This window comes from Pseudosulfitobacter pseudonitzschiae, from assembly GCF_002222635.1.
Lineage (GTDB): Bacteria > Pseudomonadota > Alphaproteobacteria > Rhodobacterales > Rhodobacteraceae > Pseudosulfitobacter > Pseudosulfitobacter pseudonitzschiae_A.
In genome coordinates this window covers 570,406-593,632 of sequence record NZ_CP022415.1, presented here as the reverse complement: position 1 = coordinate 593,632, position 23,227 = coordinate 570,406, and the positions used below count along the sequence as shown (strand labels likewise).

Below are 23,227 nucleotides of genomic sequence, written 5' to 3'. Positions count from 1 at the left end.
ACCGTCATTTTCGCCATTACTGTCATGTTTTACCCCCTCCTTGCGCTTTTACCCAGGCGCTTCACCCGCTATGATAGCGCCACCATTTCCAAGAGCAACAACGCCTTCACCGGCGACACAATCCGAGGTGCCATGAAGCCGTTTTCCAAGATTGCCTGTATTGGCGAAGTCATGATCGAAATCGTCAGCCAGCAGACCGGCGATGCCACGCTGAACGTCGCGGGCGACAGTTACAACACCGCGGTCTATCTGGCGCAACTGGCGCGCGGGTCCGATTGCACCGTTTCCTATGTCACTGCACTGGGGCAGGACACGTTCTCGCAACGCGTTGTTGGGCATATGAAGCACTTTGGCATCGACACGGCCCACATCGAACGCCGCGCCGACCGCAACATCGGGCTTTACGCCATCGACACCGACTCAACGGGCGAACGCAGCTTTACCTACTGGCGGTCCGAAAGTGCCGCGCGCACCCTGTTCAGCACACCCTGCACCGTCGGGCTGGATGTGCTGGGGCAATTCGATCTGGCCTATCTGTCGGGCATCACGCTGGCGATCCTGCCCGCCCCCGTGCGCAGCAGCCTGATCGACGCGCTGGCCGCATACCGCCGCAACGGCGGGCTTGTGGCCTATGACAGCAACCACCGCCCGCGTCTTTGGGAAAACGCGCAAACCGCGATTGATGTGAACAATGCCATGTGGACTGTCACGGACATTGCGGTGCCCTCTGTCGATGACGAAATGGCCATTCATGGCGACACCACCGAAGACGCGGTTCTGGCCCGTCTGGATGCCGCTGGCCTGACCGACGGCGCGCTCAAACGCGGACCCGCGGGGCCGTTTGATCTGACGCGCAGCACCTCTGGCATCACCTTCACCCCCGCGACTGAAGTCGTCGACACCACCGCCGCCGGTGACAGCTTTAACGCAGGCTATCTGTTCGAGCGCGCCCGCGGCAGTGGACAAGCCGCAGCCTTGCAGGCTGGCCACGATCTGGCCGCGCGGGTGATCGGCCACAAGGGTGCAATCATCGAGATTTAAACCCAAAACGGCCCCGCATGCAGCAACACGCGGGGCCGTTTCATACACCGCAGATCCGGTCAGGCGTCCTGCCCGACTTCTTGACGTTGCACGCCCAGACCGTCGATGCCCAGTTCCATCACATCGCCTTTTTCCAGATAGACAGGCTCGGGTTTGATCCCCATGCCCACACCCGGAGGTGTGCCGGTCGAAATCACATCACCCGGCTGCAAGGTGAACAACCCGCTGAGATGTTCGATAATCTCGGCCACGGTGAAAATCATCGTGTTGGTGTTTCCGGTCTGCATCCGCTTGCCGTTCACATCCAGATACATCGCCAATTCCTGCGGGTCTTCCACCTCGTCGCGGGTTACCAGCCACGGGCCGGCGGGGCCGAATGTGTCACAGCTTTTGCCCTTGGTCCATTGGCCGGTCAGTTGCGTCTGATAATGCCGTTCGGACACGTCGTTGATGACGCAATACCCCGCCACATAGTCCAGCGCGTCCTCTTTCGAGACGTATTTTGCGGCCTTGCCGATGATCACGCCCAGCTCGACCTCCCAATCCGTGTGGGTCGAGCCGCGCGGCTTCATCACCATGTCGTTAGGGCCGACGATGGCGCTGTTGGCCTTCATGAACAGGATCGGATGTTCGGGGATCGCGGCACCGGTTTCGGCGGCGTGGTCGGAATAGTTCAGACCGATGCAACAGAATTTGCCAATGTTGCCCACGCAGGGGCCAAGGCGCGGATTGCCATCGACCACGGGCAGGCTGGCAGGGTCCAGTGCGCGCAGCTTGGCCAGCCCCGCATCCGACAGCACATCGCCCGCAATGTCGCCCACGACACCGGACAGATCGCGCAGCGTGCCATCCGCATCCAGCATCCCCGGCTTTTCAGCGCCCGCATCACCATAACGTAGCAGTTTCATAAATTTGTCCTTCTTCTTGATGTTGTAGTGTTAACCCGACCAGCCGCCGTCGATCACATGCGGTTGTCCGGTGGTAAATCCGCTTTCGTCGCTGCTCAGGTACACGACCAGCGCGGCAATCTCTTCGGCCTTGGCTACGCGACCCATCGGCTGGCGCGACACAAACGCTTCCAAGGCCGCCTCGTAGCTGCCCATTTCTTCGCCCAATGCTTTCACACGATCGTGCCAGCTGGGACTTTCGACGGTGCCGGGGCAGATACAATTGCAGCGAATGCCCGACTTGATGTAATCCACCGCCACCGATTTGGTCAGCCCGATCACAGCCGCCTTGGTGGTGCCATAGATGAACCGGTTCGGCGCTCCGATGATCGACGAGCAGGCCGAAGACATATTCACAATTGCCCCCGATTTGCGTTCGACCATGCCCGGAAGGGCGGCGCGGATGGTGCGGAACATCGCCCGCACGTTCAGATCAAAGGCAAAGTCCCATTCGTCGTCGCCCGCGTCCAGAACCGTGCCGTGATGCACAAAGCCCGCGCAGTTGAACAACACATCGGGCTGCGCCTTGGCCACGCCTGCGTTCACGCTGTCGGTGTCGCGGGCGTCCAGCACCATCGTCTCGATGCCGTCACCTTTCAGCGCGGCCAGTGCCTCGGCGCTGATGTCGGTGGCAAAAACCTGCGCCCCCTCGGCGGCCATTGCCAATGCGCTTGCACGGCCAATCCCCTGCCCTGCGGCGGTGATCAATGCACGTTTGCCTTCCAGTCTGCCCATTCTCGTTCTCCCTTGTAAAATCAATGCGGTGCGATGTTTGCCGCCTTATCGATCGCTGCGCGCTTGCCCAAAATCCGCTCGCGCTGCCAAATGTAGAAACCGGCGCCGATGATGATCAGCCCGCCGCCCAGCGTCCAGATTGTCGGCCATTGGTTGAAAAACACGATGCCTGCAATGGCGGCCAGAACGATCTGGATGTAAACCACCGGCGCCAGAATTGACGCATCGGCCATCCGGTGCGCCCAAGTGGCCAGAATATGTCCGGTGCCGCCAAACACACCCACCAGCAGGAAAAACACCCAGTCGGCAGGCGCTTGTGGCCACATCCACGACGATAGGGCAAAAGGCGCAATGCACAGCGTCGCCAACCCCGAAGACCACGTCTGGCTGGTGGCGTTACTTTCAATCCCTGCCAGCAGGCGCGTCATCAGAAAATACAGCGACGCACAGATCAGCGCGCCAAGGTTCAGGAACATCGCGGGGTGAAATTCGGCCCCCCACGGCTGCATCACCACCAGCACACCGACAAAGCCGACGCAGACCGCGATGATGCGGTGCCTGCCCACCCGTTCGCCCAACAGCGGGATCGCCAACAGCGTCACCACGATGGGTCCGGCAAACATGATCGTCGTGGTCACAGTGATCGGCAGATAATAAAGCGCGTTAAAATTCAGCGCCGTGCTGCCCAACAAAAACGCCGACCGCAAAATCTGCCTGCCCGGCGCCATCGACACCAGTGCCTCGCGGCCCTCGCGGGGCAGGAACACCGCCAGTGCCAGCAGAAAGTGAACAGCATAGCGCACAAACACCACCTGAAGTGCGGGCAGTCCCGCCAGCACCAGCCATTTGGCCGAACTGTCGATCAGGGTAAAGAACAGCACGGCACCTGCCATTGCCGCCAGCCCCATTGCTGTGCGTTCCTCGCGTGGCTGTACGATATGCGGCATTCAAAGTCCCTCTACGTCGGTTGTGCGCCCGGACCGTGCCGACGCTGCAACGGCGTCCAGAACGGCAATGGCACGCACCCCGTCGCGCCCCGTGGCAAGGATCGGATCGGTCCCGCCTGCCACCACTGCGGCAAAGCGGTCGATCTGGGCGGCGATACCGTCCACTGCTGGGTAGGACGGACCAGCACAGAGGTCCAGAGGGCTGTGCCAATCGGGCGGTGTTTCTCCCGTTGCTGCCCAAGATTGTAACGATGGAAAGCCCATCGCGCCTTTGGTCCCGATCAGCCGCACCGGATCATCGCCGCGCACGGCAATATCGGGGTTTTCGCCGGTCGCTGCCTCAAACGCCCAAGGCGATGCACCCGCGTCCGACAGGACGAACGACCCCAACGCGCCATTCGCAAAGCGAAACGCCAGCGCTGCGGTATCCTCGACCTCGAACCCGCGCACCGCGTTGGCGGTCATAGCCGTCACTTGGGTGATCGGCCCCACGATGCAATGCAGCAGGTCGATCTCGTGGCTGAGGTTGGTCAGCACCGGCCCCGCCCCCGCACTGCGCCGCCAAGCGGGATCAAAATAGCTGTCATGTTTGCGCAAGGACCAGATGCCCTGCACCGCTACCAGATCGCCCAAAGCAGCAAGACGCATGCGCGCCGCGCCCACGAAAGGGTGACAGCGGCGGTGGTGGCCTGCCATCAGCGGCAGGCCCAAGGCTTCGGCGCGATCGCATAGCGCGACGGCTTCGGCATAGCTGGCCGTGATCGGTTTCTCCACCAGCACCGCCCAGCCACGCTCCAGACAGGCCAGCGCGGTGGCCGCGTGGTTTGCGGTAGGCGTGGCGACAATGGCAGCGCGGGTGTGATCAGGCACGGCACTCAGCTCGGGCACCACTGTCACCCCTCGGGCTGCCAGACGGGCAGCCTGCGGGGCATGTGGCTCGACCACCGAGGTCAGTGCCACGGCCTGCGACGCCAGCGCACAGCTAATATGACGTTGGCCGATGGCACCACCGCCGATCACACATAAAGCAACAGGTTCAGGCATCAGACAACATGCACTGGTCACTGACGCTTCGTAGCAGGCTTGCGATCAACCACATGGGTTTCTCCTGTGTGGTCAGGGCGCGGCAACAAATGCCGCGCCCCTTTGGGTCAGAGGAAGATCGTGACGATCGGCGGCCATGCCAGCAGCACCGACAAAGCCAGCAATTGCAGCGCAATGAACGGCAGGAAGCCACGGAAGATGTCGGTCAGCGAAATCTCGGGCGGAGCCACGGATTTCAGATAGAACGCTGCCGGCCCAAAGGGGGGCGACAGGAAACTGACCTGCATGTTCATACAGAACACCACACCGAACCAGATCGGGATATAGCGTGCATCGACACTGCCCAAAAATCCGATTTCCTCGGCTGGCAGACGCATCACGATGGGCAGGAACACCGGCATGATCAGCAACACGATGCCAACCCAGTCCATGAACATCCCCATGATCAGGAACACGACCATCATAACCAGAATGATGCCCATTGTCGGCATGTCCGCACCCACGATCAGGTTGGCCACATAAGTCGGCCCCCCCACCAGTGTATAGGCTGCCGCCAGTGCAGCCGCACCGATGGTCACCCAGATGATGGTGCCCGTAGATTTCAACGTGCGGATCAGACTGTCCCAGACGATGTCAAAGGTCATTTCGCGGCGCAGCATCCCGATCACGAACACGGCGATTACGCCCATGCCAGCCGCTTCGGTGATGCCCGTGATGCCGCCATAGATCGACCCCAGAACAACCCCGATCACGACAATCGGCGCAATCAGACCCTTGCCCATTGCCCACCCTTTGTTGGTACGCTCGCGGCCCACCACAAAGAAGATCAGAACCAGCGCCAGCGCGAATGTCGCAGCAATCCACGGAATGTCCGAAACCATGCCCAAGGGGATCGGGTCCAGACCTTCGCGGATTGTGTTTTCGCCGGTGACAGTAAAGAACAGCGCCCGCACCATCAGGACACCAGCCAGCCACAGAGTGAAACGCGACAGGAAGCCAAGGAACATCAGCCCCTTGTCGCGGCCTTTAGGCTCGCCCGGTACGGGCGCAGGCAAAGGTGCCAGCGACGGGTTCACCTGGGTACGCACCACGATGTAGATCAGGAAAAACATCGCCAGCATGAACCCCGGCAGGAACGACGCGGTGAACAGCGCCTTGATGCTGGTTTCGGTCACCAGACCGTAAAAGATCAGAACGATCGACGGCGGGATCATCGTACCCAATGATCCGGACGCACAGATCGTGCCGATGGCAAGGTTGCGGTCATAGCCCAGCCGCAACATCTGCGGCAACGCGATCAGCCCCAGCAACACGACTTCACCGCCGATGATTCCCGACATCGCCGCCATGATGACCGCCATGATTGACGTCACAATGGCGATGCCGCCGCGCACCTGACTCAGCCAGACGTTCAGCGACGAATACATATCCCGCGCAATGCCAGATCGTTCCAGCATCGCCGCCATAAAGATAAATAACGGCACGGAGATAAGAACATAGTTCGTCATCTGCCGGTACACCGCCTGCCCCAGCACCGACAACGGGCCACGCCCGAAGGTGCCGAACAACAGGTCGGGCGGGAATTTCAAAGCAAGCGTCACAACAGCCAGAAAGGCCGAGGCAAAGCCCAAAGGCATACCAATCGCCAGCAGCGCAAACATCGCCAGCAGAATGATCAGGGAAAGGGTGCCGATATCGACCATAGTATCAGTCCTCTTTCAACGTGCGGCGAATGTTTTCGATCTCTGTCTCGTCGATCTCATCCATAGGGGTGTGTGCTTCTGGATCTTTGTGCCAATCGGCAATCAGATTCGACACGGCCTGAATGGCCACAATGACAATCAGCAGCAAAATGGCGGGCTTAATGGTGCCCGGAATTGGCGGATCCCATGCTGTGCCGAATGTTTCCATCCGCAAGAACCGCTTGGAGGCATCCGTGTAGCCGCCCCAGACCAACGCAAAGGTAAAGCCCACGATCAGCAGAACCGAAACCGTGTCAGACGCCTTTCGCGCCCAGCGGGGCATCATGTTGTAGATAATGTAGATGCGGATGTGGCTGCGCTGCTGCATGGCATACAGCCCCGACAGCAAGAACACAAAGGCCGCGATCCAAAGTGAAAGCTCGTTCGCCCACAGCGTCGGACTGGCAAACACATAGCGCGACACGACCTCGTAGAACATGACCAGCACCACAAAGGTCGTCATGATCATCGCCAGTCGCCCCAGCACCACCGACACCAGATCAAAGAACCCGTCGGGGGATGTTTCAATCGCACCCCTGGTGTCCGACAAAAACAGCGAGGCAAATACAAGCGCCGCGATCAGACTGACCAGCATCACCTGCACCAGCGGCCTGCCTGCGGGTCGGATCATCTCGTACATCCCGTAGGATTCTTCCAAAAACAGCCGTTGCCCGATCAGCAGCACATAAAGCACAACCGTCAGCCCTACGAACCCCATCATCGCCGTTTTGATTGGCGCGCGCATCCGGCCCAGCCAAAGCGAATTTCCCTGCATCACCTGTCTCCCCACATGGTGTTCCCGGACGTCTACAATCCGGTGAAAGAAGGCGGGCCAATCAGGCCCGCCTTCGGTGTTGACGTCAGACGTTCGTCTTGTATCAGATCACTCTCCGCTCAGCAGACCCAACTGCTTGAGGTAGGTCTTGTGGCTTTCCAGCAATGCGGCTGCCTCGGGCGAACGTGTGCCCCAGTCGTCCCATGCAACCTGGGCTGCGCGACGGAACTCGGCGCGATCTTCGGGCGACCAGTCATACAGTGTCACACCCTGTTCCTGCAGCGCGGCGGCGGCTTCGGCGTTGGCTTTTTCGTTGGCCAGGGCAACCTGGAACGACAACTTTTGCCATGCGGTGTCTATGATGCGACGCTGCTGCTCGGTCAAACCATCCCAAACGTCCTGATTACACGCCAGATGGTCCGACGGCATCGAGTGAAAGCCGGGATAGGTGGCGTGTTTCACGATGTCATAAAGTCCAAGGCCCACGTTGTTGGCCAGACCGGATGCGTCGGCACCGTCGATGATACCTGTTTCAAGCGCGGTAAAGATTTCGGTGAAATCCATCACGATGGGCGATGCGCCCAACTCTTGGAAAATTTCGGTCTCCATGCCGGGAGGCGAACGGAATTTCCAGCCTTTGATGTCCTCAAAGCCTGCCAGCGGCTTGGACGAAGACAGTGATTCCTGACCGTAAATCGACCAGCCGATCAGCTGCATACCCTGTGCGTTATAAAGCTCTTGTGCGGCGGCATAGCCGTCACCGTAATACAGCCAGCTGTACTGCTGCCAAGGCGTGTCATAGCCGCCCATGATGTCACCGACGAACTGGAACGCAGGGTTCTTGCCGGTCTGATAGGCGCCGCCCGTCGCGTCGCAGTCAAGGATGCCGTTGATTGCGGCGTCCCATGTCTCGGTGGTCGCAACCACCGAAGAAGAATAGAACATTTCAACCGTGATGCCGCCATCGGACATGGTCTGTACATCGTCGATCCATTGGGCCAGCAGCTTGCCTGTGGGATGTTCGGTCGCATAGTGGGTCTGGATGCGCAGTGTCACATCCTCGGCAAATGCAGTGCCGGCAACCATGGCAGCCGCCGCAGTCGACATCAAAAGTGTCTTGAGTTTCATAGTGTCTTTCCTCCCTAAGCGACATTTACGCCGCCCGCTTTTTCATTCCAACATCTTACAACCAGAAGTTGGCTAAGATGGTATACCATCTTGAGCGACCCTAGCGAGTCGCATATCGACAATCAACAGATTTCGGTATACCAAATTCCGAACAAGACCTGCCCGTATGGCTTACGGTACCCCCTTTGGTCTCCCCTCTTGATGGACACAGCATGACGGAAAACCCACTGTCCGAGCAGATCGCGAACCAGCTGCGCCGCAATATCTTGCGCGGCAAGCTTGCACCCGGCGCCAGCATCAAAGAACGCGACAACGCAACCGAGATGGGCGTAAGCCGCACACCGCTGCGCGAAGCGGTGCGAATTCTGGCCAAAGAAGGTCTGGTCGACCTGCGCCCCGCCCGCAGCCCGATCGTGTCGATCCCCTCGATCAAACAGGTCTCGGACGAGGTCGAAGTGTTGCTGGCTGTGGAAAAGCTGTCGGGCGAACTGGCGTGCCACCGGGCCACCGAAGAAGACATCGTCGAGATCGAACAGATCGTCGACCAGATGGCAGACCTGTTTGACACCGCAGACCCGCTGGACCTGTTCGAGATCGACATGAGCTTTCATTCGGCCATCGCGCGGGCCTCGCACAATGCACCGCTGGCCGAGATTCATCGCACCTTTCTGGCGCGGCTCTGGCGTTCACGATTTCTGGCAGCGGTCAAACGGCGCAACCGCGAGCGGGTGATTTCACACCACCGCGACATCGTTACGGCCCTACGCGCCCATGATCCCGACAAGATTCGCGCAGCCATTGGCGTGCATCTCGACAATCTGGGCGAAGACATCATCGACGTGATCCGGCAAGAACTGGACGCCAACACCTCCACCGACACAGGCCCGGACCGAGCGCGGCCACCATGAGCCGCGCCCCCAACCTGCACGCGCTCCCCTATTTCGAAGCCGTGGCACGGCGCGGCAGTCTGGCCCGCGCCGCCGAGGAAATGTCCGTCTCGCCCTCTGCCGTCAGCCAGCAGATCAAACTGCTGGAACAGCAGTTGGGCGTCAAATTGTTCCGCCGCACCGGCCGCGTGCTCAGCCTGACACTGGAGGGCGAATTGCTGGCCCAGACCGCAGGCACCGCCCTGCGGATGCTGACCGACGCGCAGACCAATCTGGGCCGCACCCGCACCTCGCACCGGCTGAACCTGCGCGTCTCGCCCAGCTTTGGCGTGCGCTGGCTGGGGCCACGTCTGGCCGATTTTCTGACACGCTATCCCGACTGGGATCTGCGCGTGGATGCCGCCCCCGACCCCACCGATTTCGACCGCGAGATCATGGACATGGACATCCGCTATGGCACCGGCGACTGGCCGGGGCTGTGGTGCAAACCGCTGGTTCACGATCACATCCTGCCGCTGGCGCATCCCGATTATCTGGCCAGCCTGCCCGCCGGCGACCCGCTGTCGCACGCCCGCCTGATCGACAGCCCGCGCGCGCATGTGCAATGGGATTTCTGGCTGTGGCACAATGACGTGACGGGGGCCAACAACCGCAAGACCGTGCTGATGGACCGCTCGTCGATGGCGATCCAGCTTGCACTGGACGGTGCGGGCGTTGTGCTGGAATCAATGGCGCTGGCCACGGCAGAAATGCAGGCGGGGCAACTGGTGCCGGTCTGCCCGCATCTGCCGGTGCTGCGCTTCCCCGCCCATTGGGCCCGCTGCCCCGCACGTTTTGTCAAACGCCGCCCCATTCAGGTTTTTCTGGGCTGGGCCGAGGCGCAGGCCGCAGCCCACGCAAACGATATGGCCGCTCTGATGGCGCTCCACGGGATGCAAGTCGAAGACATCATCCCGCAAGCGGCATGGCAGCAACGCCCGCTTTAGGGGGCAATACCAGTGACATCCACCGAAGTTGGAAGGCCGAATCCTCCTGCCAACCCCACGCCGAAACGACCCTGAGTTTGCAGGTAGACTATGGCTGTTGTGCAGAACGAAGCCGACATTGATCTGTGATGAGGATATCCTAAGCATGACAAAAAGGGCTACCTATGACTGTGATTCCTACGCTTAAGACCCCCCGCCTGACCTTGCGGCCTATGCGAGCAGAAGACTGGACCGGCTATCATCGTGTTATGACTTCAGACCGATCAATCTACATGGGTGGGCCTTTCTCCCTCGCCGGTGCTTGGGGAATGTTTTGTTCCGATCACGCTCAATGGAGCCTGTTCGGGTGCGGTGGTCTTATGATTGAGAACACTGCCGACGGCGAATGCCTCGGACAAGTTGGAATCAATTCAGGGCCGCTCTTCCCAGAATGGGAACTGGGCTGGCTACTCTATCCTGAGGCGGAGGGTCGCGGCGTCGCATACGAAGCTGCAACCGCCCTCCGGACCTGGTGTCGAGACGTCAGGCACCTCACGACGCTGGTGAGTTACATCGACCCTGAAAACGCTCGATCAGCTCGGTTGGCGGAAAGGCTCGGTGCGACGCTGGATGCGAACGCGCAACGGCCTGATCCCTCAGATCTAGTCTATCGACACTACGGTTAGACAGATCGCAGCGGGTTCAAATCGGACCCTCGCTGCGGTTTTCCCCCGGAACGTTTCGGCGTGCCCGTGAAACTCCCAGATTCAAATCCCCTAATGGATCAGCGAACCGCCATTCACGTCCACTTCGGTCCCCGTCACATAGGCCGACAGGCTGGATGCCAGAAACAACGCACAGCCCGCTACGTCGTCCGCTGTGCCTGCGCGGCCCATCGGGATACCCTCCAGCACTTGCGCGCGCATCTCGTCGGTCAGTTTGCCTGCGGTGATGTCCGTGGCGATGAACCCCGGACAGATCGCGTTTGACCGCACGCCTGCGGGTGCCAGTTCGCGGGCCATCGCCTTGGTCAGCCCCAGTATCCCCGCTTTTGCGGCGGAATAATGCGGCCCGCCAAAGATGCCGCCGCCCCGCTGGGCCGACACCGACGACAGGTTGATGATGCTGCCTTGCCCGCGCGTCCGCATATGCGGGATCACCGCTTGGGACATATACAAGGTGCCGCGCAGGTTCACGTCCAGCACCGCGTCGTAGTTGTGCGGCGCAATCTCCATCAGCTTCAGCGGCTGGGTGATACCGGCGTTGTTCACCAGAATATCCACCTGCCCCCACTGCGCAATAATATCCGCCGCCACGGTCTCGCAAGCCACCTTGTCGGTCACATCGCACACGCCCCAGGTGTGCCCCTGCCCCGGCAGGTCCGCTGCGGCCTCTGCCGCCTCGTCCGCATCCAGATCCAGTATCGCCACCCGCGCGCCATGCTGCGCAAACAGCCGCGCCGTGGCCTTGCCCAACCCGCGCGGACTGGCAGCACCGGTGATGATCGCCGTCATTCCATCCAGAAGTTTCATCTTATTCCCCTCAAAGCCATGATTTCACCGCAGCCGTAACCGCGCTGACCGAAATACCGTATTGGTCGTGCAACGTGGGCAGCGCCCCCGCATCCAGAAACGCATCCGGCAGACCGATCTGGCGGAAGGGCACATGCACCCCCGCCCGCATCAGGGTCGCGGCCACTGCCTCGCCCAGACCGCCGGTGACCGAATGGTTCTCGGCCGTGACCACCAGCCGCCCGCCCTTTGACGCCTCGGCGATGATGGTCTGGACATCCAGCGGCTTGATCGTCGGCACATGCAGCACCGCGCAATCGACACCGTCCTTTTGCAGCGCTTTGGCCGCGTCCAGCGTGCGCATGGTCATCAGCCCCGACGACACAAACAGCACATCACGCCCGTCGCGGATCATCTGCGCGCGGCCCAGCTTGAACTGATAGCCATATTCGCCCAGCACGTCCGGCACCTGCCCCCGCAGCAGCCGCATATAGACCGGCCCCGGCGTGTCGGCGATGACGCGCGTGGCCTGATCGATCTCGACCGCATCGCACGGATCAATGATGGTCAGGTTGGGCATCCCGCGCATGATCGCCAGATCCTCGGTCGCCTGATGGCTGGGGCCATAGCCTGTGGTCAGTCCGGGCAGGGCGCAGACAATCTTGACCGGCAGGTTTTCTTCGGCAATCGCCATGATGATGAAATCATAGGCGCGGCGCGACGCAAACACCGCATAGGTGGTGGCAAAGGGCGTGAACCCCTCGCGTGCCAGTCCGGCGGCGGCGCTTATCATCACCGCCTCGGCCATACCCATCTGGTAAAACCGGTCGGGGTACGCTTTGGCAAAAATATGCAGGTCGGTGTATTTTGACAGATCCGCCGTCAACCCCACAATGTCTTCGCGGGTTTTGGCCAGATCCACCAGTGCGTGACCAAAGGGGGCGGCTATGGTGTCGCGTCCTTCGGCATCCAGCGACGCGATCATGGCGGATGTGGCCACGCGTTCGCCCTCGGGCGCGGTGCGGGCGGTGTATTTCGACTGGCGGCGCGACAGTTCCTGCGGCTTCATTGTGGTTTCTCCCCGTCCAGAATCTCCAAGGCTTTGGCCCATTCCTCGGGCTCAACCCGTACAAAATGGGTGATCTCACGGCTTTCCAGAAACGGAATGCCCTTGCACATGGTGGTGTTGCAGATGATGACGCGGGGCTGCGCGCCATCGTGGCCCCGTGCCGCGTCAAAGGCTGCTACGACCGCGTCCAGATCGTTACCGTCGACCTCTTGCGCATACCAGCCAAATGCCTGCCATTTCGCCGCCTCGGGCACCTGCGCCAGTGCCGAGCGCGTCGGTCCGTCGGCCTGCTGGTTGTTGAAATCGACAATGGCGATCAGGTTGTCCAGTTTCCACTGCACGGCAGACATCACCGCCTCCCAGGTCGATCCTTCGCCCAGTTCGCCGTCGGACAGCATGTTATAGACAAAGGCTGGGTTCTTTTTACGCTTCAGCCCCAGCGCCATGCCCACCGCAATGCCCAAGCCATGTCCAAGCGATCCGCCGGTGATCTCCATCCCCGGCGTATAGGCGGCCATGCCCGACATCGGCATCCGGCTGTCGTCCATGCCATAAGTTTCCAGTTCGTTCTCTGGCAGGATACCTGCCTCGATCATCGCGGAATACAGCGCGATGGCATAGTGTCCGATCGACAGCAGAAAGCGGTCGCGCCCTTCCCATTCGGGGTCGTCGGGGCGATAGCTGAGCGCGTGGAAATAGGACACCGCCAGCACATCCGCCACACCCAGCGCCTGTCCGATATATCCCTGCCCCTGCACCTCGCCCATGCGCAACGCGTTGCGCCGGATCGCCCATGCGCGCCGTGCCAGACTGACGTTCGATCCATGCTTGGCTGTGCCCGTGTTCATGGCTGTCTCCTCCCCCTTTGGTTCAGGCACCAGATGGCATCGGGGCAGCCCGCTAAACAATTAAAAATTCTTAACTGCACGGTAAGCACAGCTTCAATGTTGTCACGCGCACCCCGTGTTAGCGTCCCCCGGACACATAACCGAAAGGACACATCATGAACCTGTCATCGCTTCTTGCCGCACGCCGCGACGCGGGCCGCCCCGTGCGCGTCGGCCTGATCGGCGCAGGAAAATTCGGCTCGATGATCCTTGCACAAGCGCGGTTTATCGACGGCTATCATGTGGTCGGTGTCGCCGATCTGGACGTGGACAAAGCCCGCGGATCGTTCGAGCGCACCGGCTGGTCCCCCGAGCGATACGCCGCCACCAGCATGGCCGGTGCAGTGCGCGACGGCACCACCTGCATCACCGACGATGTCGCAGACCTGCTGGCCTGCGGTGATATCGAATGTATCCTCGAAGCAACCGGCCACCCGCTGGCAGGCACCCGTCACGCGCTGGCCGCCATCGACGCGGGCAAGCATGTGATTATGGTCAACGTCGAAGCCGACGTTCTATGCGGCGCCGTTCTGGCACACCGCGCAGCGCAGCAGGGCGTGGTCTATTCCATGGCCTATGGCGACCAGCCCGCCGCTATCTGCGAGTTGGTCGATTGGGTCCACGCCTGCGGATTCGAACTGTGTGCCGCAGGCAAGGGCATGAACTTTGCCCCGCCCTACCGCTATTCTACCCCCGACACGGTCTGGGACTTTTTCGGATGGAGCGACGAAGAAGTGGCCGCAGGCGACTTTAACCCCAAGATGTACAATTCGTTCACCGACGGGACCAAGGCCGCCATCGAAATGGCCGCTGTCGCCAATGCCACCGGCCTTGATTGTCCGGACGACGGGCTGGCCTTCCATCCCGCAGGGCTGCACGATCTGGCGACAGTGTTCCGCCCCGAAAGCGAAGGCGGCAGGCTGGCCAAACCGGGGCTGGTCGACATCGCATCCAGCCGCGAACCCGACGGGCGCGTGGTGCTGAACAACATCCAATACGGCATGTTCGTGACCTTTCGCGCGCCCGACGACTACACCCGCGCCTGTTTCCAGCAATACGGCCTGCTGACAGATCCCACAGGCTGGTACGGCTCGATGTGGCGCCCCTTTCACCTGATCGGGCTGGAAACATCCGTTTCGGTGCTGTCGGCCTGTTTGCGCGGCGAGGCCACAGGATCATCCACCCGCTGGCGCGGCGATGCGGTGGCCACATCCAAGGGCGACTTTGCCGCCGGTGATTATCTGGACGGCGAAGGCGGCTTCAAAGTCTGGGCCAAAGCGATCCCCGCCCGCCAGTCCCACCGCCTGAACGCCCTGCCGATCGGTCTGGCGCACCACATCAAACTGAAACGCCCCCTGAAACGTGACCAGATCGTATGTCTGGACGATGTCGAGATCGTGGACGACAAGGATATCTTTGCGATGCGAGCGCAACAGGTGGCATTTCTGGACGAATAACCGCAAGGCCACCCCCAAGAAGCCGCGCCGCCTGTCACGCTCAAAGCATCCTGACCCCACAACGGGCAGTCGGGCTGGTCTTCGGCAGTGCAGCCAAGGCTTGAAACACAACATGCCGTTGAGGAAATGCTGATCAATTGGGGGAGCCCTTTGTGAACCACATTTCCGGACCGAACCCGTCATCCGAGCGAATGCAACCGGGGCGAAAGGCGGTGGTATGCTGCGTCATAGACGAACACCGCAATGCGCAGGAAGTGGAGTTTGCAAAGTCTGTGCCATTTCCCGACAGCGGCCATTCGTGTAGAGTGCGGCGAACGGCGGCTGTGAGCCCATGTTGACTGTCTTTTGCAGTGCAGCGAATGGCAACTAAGCGTCGCCACTTTCAACAGCCTTGATCACAAAAGGCGTTGGAACTGTTTGTTCTTTGAGGGAATTGATAGAATGGAACCCTTGCAAAGGCCGAGTTGCTAAGGGTTCACCTCTAGGATTTCCCTAACATTTTGGGCAGCCTCAGATGAGCTACTAAACAAGAACGGTGGAGCACACGGAGCCTGCAAGATTGTCAGTAGTTGCGGCTCCGGATTCGGCAATACTGTTGCACTTGGCCCTTGTAGGGGCGGCATTGGCGTTTGCGCATATCTAAATGCCATGAGAAGTTGCTCGGTGGACAACGATGCGGGCTCCCCAAAAGTCGAATTATCCCAAGTAGCCATGAAGCGCTGAGGAACGCCTCCGACGATTGTCTCACTAACCAGCACTTCAAATCGTGCATAATCACCTAGGAGTGATTGGTTTGGGTCTGAGTACAATTCTCGAAGGTTGTCGGACAGGTCTGGATTTGAGAGCATTCCTTCGCGAAAGGCCACATCTCTTACTATCTCATAATTCTCGACGGTCCCGATAACAACGACGTCGGCAAATGAGACATCTTCAATGTTTAGGGCGGTAGCCATCCTACATGCTTGTGCCGACATGGTTGAGATGACGAATGCGGCTACGGCAATCATAAGAATTTTTTTCATGGATTATGGCTTCAACCAGCTTTGTTAGTTTTCAATTTATTTGTGAGGCTGATTTTGATCAACTCGGAGACCTTATGCAACGATCTCAACTTGACCGCTCAAACATGAACGGCGTGGTGAGATGCGGACATTGGTGCAGCCGCAGCGAACGGCAGCAAAGTCCGCATCTTACCAGTTCGCGACCCGCGCGGTGAAGGTCAGCTATCGCAAATTTCGAGCCGAGGGCTGTGGATCCGCTAATGGGATGTGCCGGCTGCTTCCCCCAACGTTGGGTTATCTTTAACTGGGATCAACCGCGCAACAAGGAGAAGTAGCCATGTGTGCAAAGAAGACAGGAAGTTTGGAAGACCTTGCCGTCGTCGGGATCGACATCGGGAAGGATACGTTTCACCTGGTCGGATTCGACCGGTCCGGCCAACTGGTCATCCGAAAGCAGATCAAGCGCTTGGCTCTGAATGCCACTTTCGAGCAACTCCCACGCTGCATCGTGGGAATGGAGGCTTGCCTCAGCGCCCATTTTGTCAGCCGAACGCTGCGGAGCATGGGGTTCGAGCCGCGGATCATACCGGCAATTTACGTGAAGCCGTTCAACAAGGGCCAGAAGAACGATTACAACGACGCGGAGGCGATCGCAGAAGCTGCGTTGCGACCCAACCTTCGGACCGTTTCAGAAAAGGACCAAGATCAGCTCGACCTTCAGGCCCTGCACCGGGTCCGGGCACGGCTGGTTTCGCGGCGCACGGCCACCATCAACCAGATCCGGGCCTTCCTGATCGAGCAGGGGATCACCGTCAGGTCGGGGCTGCGGGCGCTGAAGAATTCCTTCGAAACGATCCTCGAACAGCGTCGGGATGAGATCTCACCTCGAATGCGTGGCATCCTGATCGGGCTTTACGGCGACTGGCTCTGGCTGGACAAACGGATCGGGGACGTCTCCGGCGAGATCGAAGAGATCAGCCGCACGGAAGAGAACTGCGCCAACATCATGACGATACCCGGCATCGGGCCAATGATCTCGACGGCGATGGTCGCGGCAGTCGGCAAAGGTGAGGCGTTCGACAGGGGGCGCGATTTTGCAGCCTGGGTTGGTCTGGTGCCCCGACAATTCAGCACCGGCGGGCGAACGATCCTCGGACGGATCACCAAGCGCGGCAGTCGCTACCTGAGGATGCTGTTCGTGCAGGCGGCTAAAGTGATCATGATGCGCCCGCACCGCTGGTCCGACTTCAGCTTTGGCCCGTGGCTGACCGAGGCGGTGGCGCGTATGCCCAGAAACAAGGCGGCCATCGCGCTTGCCAACAAACTCGCACGAACCGCCTGGAGCCTTCTGCGCCACGGCACCCAGTTCGACGCACCAAGAGACGCGGCCATGGAAGCGATCTGACGTCTTCCACGGTCACCAAGGAGTTCGCGAAAGAGAGGACAGCATGGAACGGAGAAAATACGCACCCAGAGTCTGACAGCCCGAATGGTCAAAATCGACCTATCCGCTAATGAGACCACGGCGCGTGCGTAACCCCATCAAGGCCACGGCCCACGAGCCGATCAACAGGCCGGATACATATGAGCGACTTCCGAAATCGTGCCAATTTCTCGATTGCGAATAGCAGCCGGTACATACATTCGGGCTGGGTACATCCATCCCTTGCGCGCTTCAGCATCAACAGCTTTCTTGCTCCACCTGACCCCACTGATCCCCCTACCCGCCCTCCAGCGTCAGCGTGATCCTGTCCCCCGCGAACCAGGTATTCCCGAACTCGACCGGCACGCCACCTGCATCAACGTTGATGCCTGTGGTGTGCAGTACCGGTGCGCCCTCGGAGATGCGCAGGTGCAGCGCTTGGGTCGCCGTGGCCAGCTTGGCCTTCAACCGGGTCGAGGCGCGGGTGTAATCTGCCACGCCGCCACGCTGTAACGCCGCCGTGACAGAGCGTGTCGCTTGCAGGTCCGCCAGCAGATCAGGAAACCGCGCCGCCGGAAAGACACTGCGAAACAGGGCGACAGGCTGGTCATCGGCCAGCGACAGTCCCTCGTAATCATGCACCATATCCCCCTCGGCCAGCGCCAAGGTCTTGCGTTCGACCGCCGTGGCGCTGCGGGTTTCCAGCGACAGGATTTCCTTGGCAGGCACCCGCCCCGCCAGCGTCAGGTTCTGGTGAAAGCGCACGCGCTTGCCGATGGGATAATCCGTCGGCACCTGCGTCACGAACACACCCGCGCCGCGCCTTGCATAGACCACGCCCTCCTCGGCCAGCGCTCCCAGCGCGTGGCGCACCGTGTGACGGTTGACGCCAAAGCGCGCGGACAGCGCCGCCTCGGTCGGCAGCTTGTCGCCTTGGGCGAACTGCCCTGCGGTGATTTCATCGCGCAGATGGGCGGCGATGGATTGCCAGATCGGGGTGCGGGCCATGGGTGTCACCAAATCTTCACAAAGCTGGGGATTGCGGAACGGAACAGAATCGCGGATATATTTGTCTAGTTGTATAGTAAACTAGACAAATCGGCAAGGTGTCTACATGAATGAAACGATCGACCCGAACGCAGCCCGCAAAGCATGGCTGGGCCTGCTGGCCCGCTGCCGCGCGGCGGATCTGGACGCCCTTTGGACCGGTGCCGCGCTGGCCCCCGAGCACAGCGTTCTGCGCACACCCGAAGTCGGCAGCGTCATGGTCCGGGGCCGTGCGGGGGCTGTGGGCAGCGCCTTCAACCTTGGGGAAATGACCGTCACCCGCGCGTCGGTCCGGCTGGCCTCGGGCGAGGACGGGCACGGCTATGTGCAGGGCCGCGACAAGGTGAAGGCGACGCGCGCCGCATTAATCGACGCGCTGATGCAGACCGGACAGGCAGACGAAGTCCGCGCTGCGGTGCTGACACCCTTGCAGGACAGAATGGACAAGGCCCGCGCCACCCGCAGTGCCAAGGCGGCGGCGACCAAGGTGGATTTCTTTACGATGGTCAGAGGAGAAGACTGATGCAGACCGATGCGCTCTCCGGCGGTTTTGCCAATGCCCCCATCGACGCGGCCCATGCGTTTCGCCACATCATGCAGGTGATGGCGCAGCCGGGCCGGATCGAGACCGTCGCGGGCGGCACGCCCCCGGCGCCTTTGTCGCAGGCGGCGGGCATCGTGTTGCTGACCCTGTGCGACCCTGAAACGCCAGTGTTTCTGGCGCCATCGCGCGACACGAAAGCGGTGCGCGACTGGATAACCTTTCACACCGGCGCACCGTTTTGCAGCCCCGAACAGGCGGCCTTTGCTGCTGGCACATGGGACGAGTTGAGCAGCCTGCCGTTCCCTATCGGCACGGCGGAATACCCCGACCGGTCGACCACGCTGATCGTGGAATGTGACGCGCTCAGCGACGAAGGTGCCACCCTGCGCGGACCGGGCATCAAGGACACGGCGACGCTGTCCCTGCCCGAGGTTGCCGCCTTTCAGGCCAACGCGAGACTGTTCCCGCTGGGCCTCGACCATTTTCTGACCGCAGGCGCGCAGATTGCCGCCCTGCCCCGAACCACGAAGGTAAGCTGATGTATGTAGCCGTAAAAGGCGGAGAGCGGGCGATTGACAATGCCCACGCGTGGCTGGCCGAAGAGCGGCGCGGCGATGCGTCGGTGGCCGAATTGTCGGTGCCGCAAATCCGCGAACAACTGAAGCTGGCCGTGAACCGGGTGATGGCCGAAGGGTCGCTTTATGATCCCGACCTGGCCGCGCTGGCGATCAAGCAATCGCGCGGCGATCTGATCGAGGCGATCTTTCTGATCCGTGCCTATCGCACCACCCTGCCGCGCTTTGGCGGATCGATCCCGATCGAGACCGAAACGATGACCTGCGACCGCCGTGTATCCGCGACGTTCAAGGACGCACCGGGCGGGCAGATGCTGGGGCCGACCTTTGACTACACGCACCGGCTGCTGGATTTCAAACTGGCCGCCGAGGGGGCAGACGTGCCCGAGGCCGAACAAGGCACCGCAAGCACCGCCCAGACGCCGCATATCATGAGCTTTCTCGACCGCGAGGGGCTGATCCAGACCGAAACGGACAACGACACCACGCCACCCGATCTGACGCGCACGCCGCTGGAATTGCCCGCGACCCGCGATCTGCGCCTGCAAGCGCTGGCGCGGGGCGATGAGGGGTTTATCCTTGGGATGGCCTATTCGACGCAGCGCGGATACGCGCGCAACCACGCTTTCGTCGCGGAACTGCGCATCGGTACGGTGGCGGTCGAGATGGACATTCCCGAACTGGGGTTTGCCATCGAGATCGGCGAGATCGATGTGACCGAATGCGAGACAGTGAACCAGTTTCAAGGCTCGAAAACCCAGCCGCCGCAGTTCACCCGTGGCTATGGGCTGGTGTTCGGGATGTCCGAGCGCAAGGCGATCTCTATGGCTTTGGTGGACCGCGCGCTGCGCTGGAAGGAGCTGGGCGAGGACAACCTTGGCGCGCCTGCGCAGGACGAGGAATTCGTGCTCTACCACGCCGACAACATTCAGGCGACAGGGTTTCTGGAGCATATCAAGTTGCCCCACTACGTCGATTTCCAGTCGGAACTGGAATTGATCCGCAAGTTGCGGCGCGAGGCGCAGGCCAACACGGCAGCGAAAGACGACAGTGCGGGAGCCTCCCCTCGCGGCGGTGAAACCGCGGGCGGAAGTTTATCCGGCAAGATGAAGGAAGAGGCAGCGCAATGAGCGAGTATAACTTTGCCTATCTGGACGAGCAGACCAAGCGGATGATCCGCCGCGCGATCCTCAAGGGGCTGGCGATACCGGGTTATCAGGTGCCCTTTGCCAGCCGCGAAATGCCGATGCCCTATGGCTGGGGCACGGGCGGGGTTCAGGTGTCGGCGGCGGTGCTGACGCCCGATGATACGTTCAAGGTGATCGATCAGGGGGCCGACGACACCACCAACGCCGTGTCGATCCGGCGGTTTTTCGAAAAGACCGCAGGTGTCGCGGTGACCGAGGCCACGGCAGAGGCCAGCGTGATCCAGACCCGTCACCGCATTCCCGAAGAGGTGCTGCGCGAGGACCAGATACTGGTCTATCAGGTGCCGATCCCCGAACCGCTGCGGTTTCTGGAACCCTCCGAGGTCGAGACACGCAAGATGCACAGTCTGGAAGAATACGGGCTGATGCATGTGAAGCTTTATGAAGACATCAGCCAGCACGGCGCGATTGCCACGGCCTATGCCTATCCGGTGAAGGTCGAGGGGCGCTATGTGATGGACCCCTCGCCCATTCCGAAATTCGACAATCCCAAGTTGGAGATGGCCGCGATCCAGCTGTTTGGTGCGGGGCGCGAGCAGCGGATTTATGCGGTGCCTCCCTATAGCAAGGTGGTCAGTCTGGATTTCGAGGATTTCCCCTTCGAAGCCAGCAAGGCGGACCATGCCTGCGATCTGTGCGGGGCGACTGACAGCTATCTGGACGAGTTGATTGTCGACGACGCAGGCGGGCGTCTGTTCATGTGTTCGGACACCGATTATTGCAGCAAGCGCCGTGCTGCTGGGCACGTGGGCGCACAGGGCGTTCCGGTTGGGGAGGACGCGGCATGACACCGCTTTTGCAGGTAGAGAACATCGCCAAATTCTATGGCGCGCGGGTGGGATGCAAGGATGTGTCGTTCGATCTGTTCCCCGGCGAGGTCATGGGCATCGTGGGCGAGAGCGGGTCGGGCAAGTCGACCTTGCTGAACTGTCTGGCGGGGCATTTGACACCGGACAGCGGTGCTGTGCGCTTTGACACCAAGACCGAGGGCCTGCGCGACACTGTCACCATGCGCGAGCCGGAGCGGCGGATGCTGGGGCGCACCGACTGGGCCTTTGTTCACCAGCATGCCCGCGACGGGCTGCGGATGAACGTGAGTGCGGGCGGCAATGTGGGCGAGCGGCTGATGGCGGTGGGGGCCCGGCATTACGGCAATATCCGCGACGCCGCGACGGACTGGCTGGGGCGGGTCGAGATTGCCGCCGACCGGATCGACGACCGGCCCACGGCCTTTTCGGGGGGGATGCAGCAGCGGTTGCAAATCGCGCGCAATCTGGTCACCGGGCCGCGTCTGGTGTTTATGGACGAGCCGACGGGGGGCCTGGATGTCAGCGTGCAGGCGCGGTTGCTGGATTTGCTGCGCGGGCTGGTGCGCGAGATGGGGTTGAGCGCGATCATCGTCACGCACGATCTGGCGGTGGTGCGGCTGCTGGCGGACCGGCTGATGGTGATGAAAGACGGCCATGTGGTCGAGACCGGCCTGACCGATCAGGTGCTGGACGATCCGCAACACGCCTATACGCAACTGCTGGTGTCGTCGGTCTTGCAGGTATGAGGACAGGTTTCGCAGCGAAACCTTTTCTGTTTATTAACAATAGGTTAACAAAATGATCCAAGTCGAGAACCTGTCCAAGTCGTTTACCTTGCACAATCAGGGCGGCACCGTCATTCCGGTGATGCAGGGGGCTGCGTTCGACGTTGCCCCCGGTGAATGTGTCGGGCTGATCGGGGCATCCGGGGCAGGAAAATCCACACTGATGCGGATGCTCTACGGCAACTATCTGGCGGCCTCGGGGCATATCCGGATCGGCGGCGTGGATGTGGCTACGGCGGCACCGCGCGAGATATTGGCGCTGCGGCGGGGCACGTTGGGATATGTCAGCCAGTTCCTGCGGGTGGTCCCGCGTGTGTCGACGCTGGACGTGGTGGCCGAGCCGCTGCTGCGCACCGGACATGACCACGCGGCGGCGCAGACGCGGGCGCGCGCATTGCTGGCGCGGCTGAATATTCCAGAGCGTCTTTGGGGGCTGAGCCCCACGACATTTTCGGGCGGCGAGCAGCAGCGGGTGAACATCGCGCGCGGGTTTGCCTATGATTATCCGGCGCTTTTGCTGGACGAACCGACCGCCAGTCTGGACGTTGCCAACCGCGAGGTCGTGCTGTCGCTGATCGAAGAGGCCAAGGCGCGGGGCGCGGCCATCGTCGGTATCTTCCACGACGAGGCGGCGCGGGATCGGGTGTGCGACCGGGTGATAGATGCGGCTGCCTTTACGCCCGGTTCAAACGCATGACGG

The 23,227-nt window shown here is 61.1% G+C and carries 24 protein-coding genes; 12 read left to right on the top strand and 12 right to left on the bottom strand.

All coding sequences use genetic code 11. From position 1 onward, the window contains the following. Nucleotides 1-24 precede the first annotated feature (24 nt). Nucleotides 25-1,041: a sugar kinase gene (locus SULPSESMR1_RS02760; RefSeq protein ID WP_250161465.1), complete on the top strand. Its 1,017-nt coding sequence runs from the start codon at nt 25-27 to the stop codon at nt 1,039-1,041. A gap of 59 nt (nt 1,042-1,100) precedes the next feature. Here SULPSESMR1_RS02760 and SULPSESMR1_RS02755 read toward each other — a convergent pair whose 3' ends face one another. From SULPSESMR1_RS02755 to SULPSESMR1_RS02725, 7 genes are all read right to left on the bottom strand, one after another. Further along, the gene (locus SULPSESMR1_RS02755) at nt 1,101-1,949 is read right to left on the bottom strand and encodes a fumarylacetoacetate hydrolase family protein (RefSeq protein WP_089419461.1); all 849 of its coding nucleotides are present in this window, start codon (nt 1,947-1,949) and stop codon (nt 1,101-1,103) included. A 30-nt stretch (nt 1,950-1,979) separates the two neighbouring features. Continuing rightward, complete coding sequence (locus SULPSESMR1_RS02750; RefSeq protein WP_089419460.1) at nt 1,980-2,723, bottom strand: SDR family oxidoreductase; 744 nt, start codon at nt 2,721-2,723, stop codon at nt 1,980-1,982. 20 nt (nt 2,724-2,743) lie between these two features. Then, the gene (locus SULPSESMR1_RS02745) at nt 2,744-3,670 is read right to left on the bottom strand and encodes a DMT family transporter (RefSeq protein ID WP_089419459.1); all 927 of its coding nucleotides are present in this window, start codon (nt 3,668-3,670) and stop codon (nt 2,744-2,746) included. Further along, nucleotides 3,671-4,714: a Gfo/Idh/MocA family protein gene (locus tag SULPSESMR1_RS02740; protein ID WP_089419458.1), complete on the bottom strand. Its 1,044-nt coding sequence runs from the start codon at nt 4,712-4,714 to the stop codon at nt 3,671-3,673. It abuts the gene before it with no gap. A gap of 107 nt (nt 4,715-4,821) precedes the next feature. Then, nucleotides 4,822-6,417: a TRAP transporter large permease gene (locus tag SULPSESMR1_RS02735; RefSeq protein ID WP_089419457.1), complete on the bottom strand. Its 1,596-nt coding sequence runs from the start codon at nt 6,415-6,417 to the stop codon at nt 4,822-4,824. A gap of 4 nt (nt 6,418-6,421) precedes the next feature. Then, nucleotides 6,422-7,231 (bottom strand): TRAP transporter small permease subunit, encoded by an 810-nt coding sequence (locus SULPSESMR1_RS02730; RefSeq protein ID WP_089419456.1) that lies wholly within the window; start codon nt 7,229-7,231, stop codon nt 6,422-6,424. Nucleotides 7,232-7,339: 108 nt separating this feature from the next. Then, on the bottom strand, nt 7,340-8,359 hold the full coding sequence (locus tag SULPSESMR1_RS02725; protein ID WP_089419455.1) for a TRAP transporter substrate-binding protein: 1,020 nt from the start codon (nt 8,357-8,359) through the stop codon (nt 7,340-7,342). Nucleotides 8,360-8,571: 212 nt separating this feature from the next. Between SULPSESMR1_RS02725 and SULPSESMR1_RS02720 the strand changes: the two genes are divergently transcribed. From SULPSESMR1_RS02720 to SULPSESMR1_RS02710, 3 genes are all read left to right on the top strand, one after another. Beyond that, the gene (locus SULPSESMR1_RS02720) at nt 8,572-9,267 is read left to right on the top strand and encodes a GntR family transcriptional regulator (RefSeq protein ID WP_089419454.1); all 696 of its coding nucleotides are present in this window, start codon (nt 8,572-8,574) and stop codon (nt 9,265-9,267) included. Further along, a complete protein-coding gene (locus tag SULPSESMR1_RS02715; protein WP_089419453.1) occupies nt 9,264-10,232 on the top strand; it encodes a LysR family transcriptional regulator in 969 nt (322 codons plus the stop codon). The genes SULPSESMR1_RS02720 and SULPSESMR1_RS02715 overlap by 4 nt, the downstream gene beginning before the upstream one ends. A 164-nt stretch (nt 10,233-10,396) precedes the next feature. After that, complete coding sequence (locus SULPSESMR1_RS02710; protein ID WP_089419452.1) at nt 10,397-10,897, top strand: GNAT family N-acetyltransferase; 501 nt, start codon at nt 10,397-10,399, stop codon at nt 10,895-10,897. A 90-nt stretch (nt 10,898-10,987) separates the two neighbouring features. Here the strand turns inward: SULPSESMR1_RS02710 and SULPSESMR1_RS02705 are convergent, their stop codons facing one another. Genes SULPSESMR1_RS02705 through SULPSESMR1_RS02695 form a run of 3 tightly spaced genes read right to left on the bottom strand, consistent with a single transcriptional unit; the run spans nt 10,988 to nt 13,639 of the window. Further along, complete coding sequence (locus SULPSESMR1_RS02705) at nt 10,988-11,743, bottom strand: SDR family NAD(P)-dependent oxidoreductase (RefSeq protein WP_089419451.1); 756 nt, start codon at nt 11,741-11,743, stop codon at nt 10,988-10,990. 10 nt (nt 11,744-11,753) lie between these two features. After that, nucleotides 11,754-12,791 carry a transketolase family protein gene (locus tag SULPSESMR1_RS02700; protein WP_089419450.1) on the bottom strand — a complete coding sequence of 346 codons (1,038 nt, stop codon included), beginning with the start codon at nt 12,789-12,791 and terminating at the stop codon, nt 11,754-11,756. Further along, nucleotides 12,788-13,639 carry a transketolase gene (locus tag SULPSESMR1_RS02695; RefSeq protein ID WP_089419449.1) on the bottom strand — a complete coding sequence of 284 codons (852 nt, stop codon included), beginning with the start codon at nt 13,637-13,639 and terminating at the stop codon, nt 12,788-12,790. Before SULPSESMR1_RS02695 ends, SULPSESMR1_RS02700 begins: the two co-directional genes overlap by 4 nt. A gap of 155 nt (nt 13,640-13,794) precedes the next feature. Here SULPSESMR1_RS02695 and SULPSESMR1_RS02690 point away from each other — a divergent pair, with 155 nt between their 5' ends. Then, a complete protein-coding gene (locus SULPSESMR1_RS02690; RefSeq protein ID WP_089419448.1) occupies nt 13,795-15,135 on the top strand; it encodes an NAD(P)H-dependent oxidoreductase in 1,341 nt (446 codons plus the stop codon). Nucleotides 15,136-15,602: 467 nt separating this feature from the next. Here the strand turns inward: SULPSESMR1_RS02690 and SULPSESMR1_RS02685 are convergent, their stop codons facing one another. Continuing rightward, nucleotides 15,603-16,157 carry a hypothetical protein gene (locus SULPSESMR1_RS02685; protein ID WP_089419447.1) on the bottom strand — a complete coding sequence of 185 codons (555 nt, stop codon included), beginning with the start codon at nt 16,155-16,157 and terminating at the stop codon, nt 15,603-15,605. A gap of 340 nt (nt 16,158-16,497) precedes the next feature. Here SULPSESMR1_RS02685 and SULPSESMR1_RS02680 point away from each other — a divergent pair, with 340 nt between their 5' ends. Continuing rightward, the gene (locus SULPSESMR1_RS02680; protein ID WP_434223015.1) at nt 16,498-17,541 is read left to right on the top strand and encodes an IS110 family transposase; all 1,044 of its coding nucleotides are present in this window, start codon (nt 16,498-16,500) and stop codon (nt 17,539-17,541) included. A gap of 315 nt (nt 17,542-17,856) precedes the next feature. On the opposite strand, the gene phnF is transcribed toward SULPSESMR1_RS02680, so the two are convergent. Beyond that, the gene (gene phnF / locus SULPSESMR1_RS02675; protein ID WP_089419445.1) at nt 17,857-18,567 is read right to left on the bottom strand and encodes a phosphonate metabolism transcriptional regulator PhnF; all 711 of its coding nucleotides are present in this window, start codon (nt 18,565-18,567) and stop codon (nt 17,857-17,859) included. Nucleotides 18,568-18,673: 106 nt separating this feature from the next. Between phnF and phnG the strand changes: the two genes are divergently transcribed. From phnG to phnL, 6 genes are read left to right on the top strand one after another with little or no spacing between them, the layout of a single operon-like run. Beyond that, on the top strand, nt 18,674-19,129 hold the full coding sequence (phnG, locus tag SULPSESMR1_RS02670) for a phosphonate C-P lyase system protein PhnG (protein ID WP_089419444.1): 456 nt from the start codon (nt 18,674-18,676) through the stop codon (nt 19,127-19,129). Then, complete coding sequence (gene phnH / locus SULPSESMR1_RS02665; RefSeq protein WP_089419443.1) at nt 19,129-19,689, top strand: phosphonate C-P lyase system protein PhnH; 561 nt, start codon at nt 19,129-19,131, stop codon at nt 19,687-19,689. The genes phnG and phnH overlap by 1 nt, the downstream gene beginning before the upstream one ends. Then, nucleotides 19,689-20,855: a carbon-phosphorus lyase complex subunit PhnI gene (locus tag SULPSESMR1_RS02660; RefSeq protein ID WP_089419442.1), complete on the top strand. Its 1,167-nt coding sequence runs from the start codon at nt 19,689-19,691 to the stop codon at nt 20,853-20,855. Before phnH ends, SULPSESMR1_RS02660 begins: the two co-directional genes overlap by 1 nt. Next, nucleotides 20,852-21,721 (top strand): alpha-D-ribose 1-methylphosphonate 5-phosphate C-P-lyase PhnJ, encoded by an 870-nt coding sequence (locus tag SULPSESMR1_RS02655; protein WP_089419441.1) that lies wholly within the window; start codon nt 20,852-20,854, stop codon nt 21,719-21,721. Before SULPSESMR1_RS02660 ends, SULPSESMR1_RS02655 begins: the two co-directional genes overlap by 4 nt. Continuing rightward, nucleotides 21,718-22,488, top strand: a complete 771-nt coding sequence (phnK, locus tag SULPSESMR1_RS02650; protein WP_089419440.1) for a phosphonate C-P lyase system protein PhnK — start codon at nt 21,718-21,720, stop codon at nt 22,486-22,488. Before SULPSESMR1_RS02655 ends, phnK begins: the two co-directional genes overlap by 4 nt. A gap of 52 nt (nt 22,489-22,540) precedes the next feature. Further along, nucleotides 22,541-23,224: a phosphonate C-P lyase system protein PhnL gene (phnL, locus tag SULPSESMR1_RS02645; RefSeq protein ID WP_089419439.1), complete on the top strand. Its 684-nt coding sequence runs from the start codon at nt 22,541-22,543 to the stop codon at nt 23,222-23,224. The last annotated feature ends 3 nt before the right edge of the window (nt 23,225-23,227 follow it).

Excerpts from the sequence above, each read along its gene's own strand:
- SULPSESMR1_RS02685 (WP_089419447.1), bottom strand. The coding sequence starts at position 16,157 with ATGAAAAAAATTCTTATGATTGCCGTAGCCGCATTCGTCATCTCAACC.
- phnL (WP_089419439.1), top strand. The coding sequence starts at position 22,541 with ATGATCCAAGTCGAGAACCTGTCCAAGTCGTTTACCTTGCACAATCAG.
- SULPSESMR1_RS02710 (WP_089419452.1), top strand. The coding sequence starts at position 10,397 with ATGACTGTGATTCCTACGCTTAAGACCCCCCGCCTGACCTTGCGGCCT.
- phnG (WP_089419444.1), top strand. The coding sequence starts at position 18,674 with ATGAATGAAACGATCGACCCGAACGCAGCCCGCAAAGCATGGCTGGGC.
- SULPSESMR1_RS02755 (WP_089419461.1), bottom strand. The coding sequence starts at position 1,949 with ATGAAACTGCTACGTTATGGTGATGCGGGCGCTGAAAAGCCGGGGATG.
- SULPSESMR1_RS02690 (WP_089419448.1), top strand. The coding sequence starts at position 13,795 with ATGAACCTGTCATCGCTTCTTGCCGCACGCCGCGACGCGGGCCGCCCC.
- SULPSESMR1_RS02695 (WP_089419449.1), bottom strand. The coding sequence starts at position 13,639 with ATGAACACGGGCACAGCCAAGCATGGATCGAACGTCAGTCTGGCACGG.
- SULPSESMR1_RS02705 (WP_089419451.1), bottom strand. The coding sequence starts at position 11,743 with ATGAAACTTCTGGATGGAATGACGGCGATCATCACCGGTGCTGCCAGT.
- SULPSESMR1_RS02740 (WP_089419458.1), bottom strand. The coding sequence starts at position 4,714 with ATGCCTGAACCTGTTGCTTTATGTGTGATCGGCGGTGGTGCCATCGGC.
- SULPSESMR1_RS02760 (WP_250161465.1), top strand. The coding sequence starts at position 25 with ATGTTTTACCCCCTCCTTGCGCTTTTACCCAGGCGCTTCACCCGCTAT.
- SULPSESMR1_RS02750 (WP_089419460.1), bottom strand. The coding sequence starts at position 2,723 with ATGGGCAGACTGGAAGGCAAACGTGCATTGATCACCGCCGCAGGGCAG.
- phnK (WP_089419440.1), top strand. The coding sequence starts at position 21,718 with ATGACACCGCTTTTGCAGGTAGAGAACATCGCCAAATTCTATGGCGCG.
- phnF (WP_089419445.1), bottom strand. The coding sequence starts at position 18,567 with ATGGCCCGCACCCCGATCTGGCAATCCATCGCCGCCCATCTGCGCGAT.
- SULPSESMR1_RS02715 (WP_089419453.1), top strand. The coding sequence starts at position 9,264 with ATGAGCCGCGCCCCCAACCTGCACGCGCTCCCCTATTTCGAAGCCGTG.
- SULPSESMR1_RS02660 (WP_089419442.1), top strand. The coding sequence starts at position 19,689 with ATGTATGTAGCCGTAAAAGGCGGAGAGCGGGCGATTGACAATGCCCAC.
- SULPSESMR1_RS02745 (WP_089419459.1), bottom strand. The coding sequence starts at position 3,670 with ATGCCGCATATCGTACAGCCACGCGAGGAACGCACAGCAATGGGGCTG.
- SULPSESMR1_RS02700 (WP_089419450.1), bottom strand. The coding sequence starts at position 12,791 with ATGAAGCCGCAGGAACTGTCGCGCCGCCAGTCGAAATACACCGCCCGC.
- SULPSESMR1_RS02655 (WP_089419441.1), top strand. The coding sequence starts at position 20,852 with ATGAGCGAGTATAACTTTGCCTATCTGGACGAGCAGACCAAGCGGATG.
- SULPSESMR1_RS02725 (WP_089419455.1), bottom strand. The coding sequence starts at position 8,359 with ATGAAACTCAAGACACTTTTGATGTCGACTGCGGCGGCTGCCATGGTT.
- SULPSESMR1_RS02735 (WP_089419457.1), bottom strand. The coding sequence starts at position 6,417 with ATGGTCGATATCGGCACCCTTTCCCTGATCATTCTGCTGGCGATGTTT.
- SULPSESMR1_RS02730 (WP_089419456.1), bottom strand. The coding sequence starts at position 7,231 with ATGCAGGGAAATTCGCTTTGGCTGGGCCGGATGCGCGCGCCAATCAAA.
- SULPSESMR1_RS02720 (WP_089419454.1), top strand. The coding sequence starts at position 8,572 with ATGACGGAAAACCCACTGTCCGAGCAGATCGCGAACCAGCTGCGCCGC.
- phnH (WP_089419443.1), top strand. The coding sequence starts at position 19,129 with ATGCAGACCGATGCGCTCTCCGGCGGTTTTGCCAATGCCCCCATCGAC.